The organism is Streptococcus danieliae (assembly GCF_025447695.1).
Lineage (GTDB): Bacteria > Bacillota > Bacilli > Lactobacillales > Streptococcaceae > Streptococcus > Streptococcus danieliae.
Genome location: NZ_JAOBSU010000149.1, coordinates 1 through 2,794 on the forward strand (window position 1 = coordinate 1; position 2,794 = coordinate 2,794).

Here is a 2,794-nt window from a genome sequence, read left to right on the forward strand (position 1 = left end):
TATTTTTATGAAATTGATGAGGAGGAGTCAGGATCCTGACATTATTTTCAAAAAGAATAAGCAACGGGAATGATTCGCCTAGTTTCTTCTTGTTTTGGAACTAGAAGCGTGATAGAATGAAATAAGTATTTGAAGTAGAAAAAGGAGTTACCATGGCATTTGGTGATACAGGGAAGCGTAAGAAGTCCTCGTTTGAGAAATTAACCATGTTGGTTGTGATTATTATGGTTCTGGTGACAGTCGGAGCTATTTTCATGACGGCTATTTCTGCATTAATCTAGGAATGAAGAAGTGAAATGAAGGCAGTCTTTGGTTTGCCTTTAGGCACTGAGCCGGTCCTAATTAACTGTGTGGGGGTGGGATTGAAAAGGTTCGGGGAATCTTTTCAACCCCACTCCCCTTTTTATCCTGTAGGAGGAATTGGAACAATGAGTATGTTTTTAGATACTGCCAAAATTAAGGTGAAGGCAGGAAAGGGTGGCGATGGCATGGTTGCCTTCCGTCGTGAAAAGTATGTCCCTAATGGCGGACCTTGGGGAGGTGACGGGGGTCGTGGTGGCAACGTCATTTTTAAGGTTAATGAAGGTTTACGAACCTTGATGGACTTCCGTTATAATCGTCATTTCAAGGCTCAAGCCGGTGAAAAAGGGATGAATAAAGGGATGCACGGGCGTGGCGCCGAGGACTTGTATGTGGCTGTTCCTCCTGGAACAACCGTTCGTGACCTAGAGTCAGGTAAGGTCTTGGCAGACTTGATTGAACAGGATCAAGAATTTATCGTCGCCAAAGGTGGTCGCGGTGGTCGTGGGAATATCCGCTTTGCGACCCCTCGTAACCCTGCACCAGAAATTTCAGAAAACGGAGAGCCTGGCCAGGAACGGGAGTTGCTCTTGGAATTGAAAATCTTGGCGGATGTCGGCTTGGTTGGTTTCCCATCGGTTGGGAAGTCGACCCTGCTTTCAGTTATTACTGCTGCCAAACCTAAGATTGGGGCTTACCACTTTACTACCATTGTCCCTAATCTAGGAATGGTTCAAACTCCAAGTGGGGATTCCTATGCGGTCGCCGACCTGCCTGGTTTGATTGAAGGTGCTAGTCAAGGTGTTGGTCTTGGAACCCAGTTCCTTCGCCACATTGAACGGACGCGCGTGATCTGGCATGTTATTGACATGAGTGCCAGTGAGGGACGCGATCCTTATGAAGATTATTTGGCCATTAATAAGGAGTTGGAGTCCTACAATCTCCGCTTGATGGAACGCCCACAAATCATTTTGGCCAATAAGATGGATATGCCAGACAGTGAGGAAAATTTGGTGACCTTCAAGAAAAAACTAGCCGCCAACTATGACGAGTTTGATGAACTTCCAATGATTTTCCCAGTTTCCGGAATCAGTAAAAAAGGCTTGGGACCAGTCCTTGATGCCAGTGCGGATCTCTTGGCCAAAACATCTGAGTTTCTATTGTATGACAGCAATGACATGTACCAAGAAGAGGCTTACTATGGCTTTGACCAAGAAGAAGCTGCCTTTGAAATTTCACGGGATGACGATGCAACTTGGATCCTGTCTGGAGCCAAATTAGAAAAACTCTTCACTATGACCAACTTCGACCGAGATGAAGCGGTGATGAAATTTGCCCGCCAGTTGCGGGGAATGGGCGTTGATGAGGCCCTGCGGGAGCGTGGAGCCCGGGATGGTGATTTGGTTCGAATTGGCAACTTTGAATTTGAATTTGTGGATTAGGAGGAGTTTGTGGGAGATAAACCGATATCCTTTAAAGATGCAGAGGGGAATTTTGTTTCAGCCGCAGATGTCTGGACAGAAGAGAAGTTGGAAGCCCTCTTTAATACCCTAAATCCTAATCGAAAATTACGTTTGGAACGCGAAGCCAAGTAAGAGTAAAATTTGAAATAAAAGGGCCCTAGGTAGCAGATATAGGCTGTTATCTAGGGCTTTTTGCTAGGTCGATTCATTTTTTAAAAAATATTTCAAAAAACCGACAAATTCGTGACATAACTGCAACCATTTGTTATAATTGAAGCATAAAGTAACAATCATGTAACAATAATAAAAAAGTTACCTCTAGAAAGCGAGGAGGCAAGTTATGAAAGCCAAAGATTTATGGAATCCAGTTCAACGTTATTCTATTCGTAAATATAGCATCGGTGTTACTTCAATTGCGCTTGGAACTGTGCTGCTGGGAGCAGGTTCGACAGTTGCTGCAGATCAATTGTCGGTTGAAACTCCACAGCTTGCGCCGCAAAGTGAGCTTGTTGAGAACCACTCGGTTCCTTCTTTGGGAGATGTGGTTTATGCAGCGCCAGCTCAGCCACAAGCTATCTCTGTATCATTGACTGCTGACCAACTACAAGAGTTCCCAGAGCGCCCAGCTCAAGATTTGCCTGCAAGTGGTGCTTACACCTTTGCGGAAACTGTTGGTGTTAAGAATGAACTGTCCAAGGATGCGGATGTGGCCTTTTACCTCCAAGCAGGAGACCAAGTCCATTATGATCAACTCCATAATCAAGAAGGTTATCAATGGTTGTCTTATAAGTCCTATAGTGGCCAACGTCGCTACGCTCCAATAGGGGTTCAAACTGCACCAGCAGTAGCTCCTCAGCCTGAAAAAGAGCTTGAACCTGCTTTACCAACCTCAGGTACTTTCCAGTTTGATGGCCGCTATGGCATCAAAAAAGAGGCGCGTGTAGCGAGTCCTGCTGTAGCCTATTACGACAAGGGTAGCTCTGTTAACTATGACAAGGTTGTAGAATCTGATGGCTACCGTTGGCTCAGCT

The 2,794-nt window shown here is 45.2% G+C and carries 4 protein-coding genes; all 4 read left to right on the forward strand.

The window, feature by feature from the left end; translation table 11 throughout:
- The first annotated feature begins 152 nt into the window (after positions 1 to 152).
- On the forward strand, positions 153 to 281 hold the full coding sequence (locus N4310_RS08085) for a DUF4044 domain-containing protein (RefSeq protein ID WP_262092769.1): 129 nt from the start codon (positions 153 to 155) through the stop codon (positions 279 to 281).
- 147 nt (positions 282 to 428) lie between these two features.
- On the forward strand, positions 429 to 1,742 hold the full coding sequence (gene obgE / locus N4310_RS08090) for a GTPase ObgE (protein WP_262092770.1): 1,314 nt from the start codon (positions 429 to 431) through the stop codon (positions 1,740 to 1,742).
- A 9-nt stretch (positions 1,743 to 1,751) separates the two neighbouring features.
- Positions 1,752 to 1,895: a hypothetical protein gene (locus N4310_RS08095; protein WP_262092771.1), complete on the forward strand. Its 144-nt coding sequence runs from the start codon at positions 1,752 to 1,754 to the stop codon at positions 1,893 to 1,895.
- A gap of 208 nt (positions 1,896 to 2,103) precedes the next feature.
- Positions 2,104 to 2,794: SH3 domain-containing protein (locus tag N4310_RS08100; RefSeq protein ID WP_262092772.1), on the forward strand; the 691-nt coding region annotated here is incomplete at its 3' end.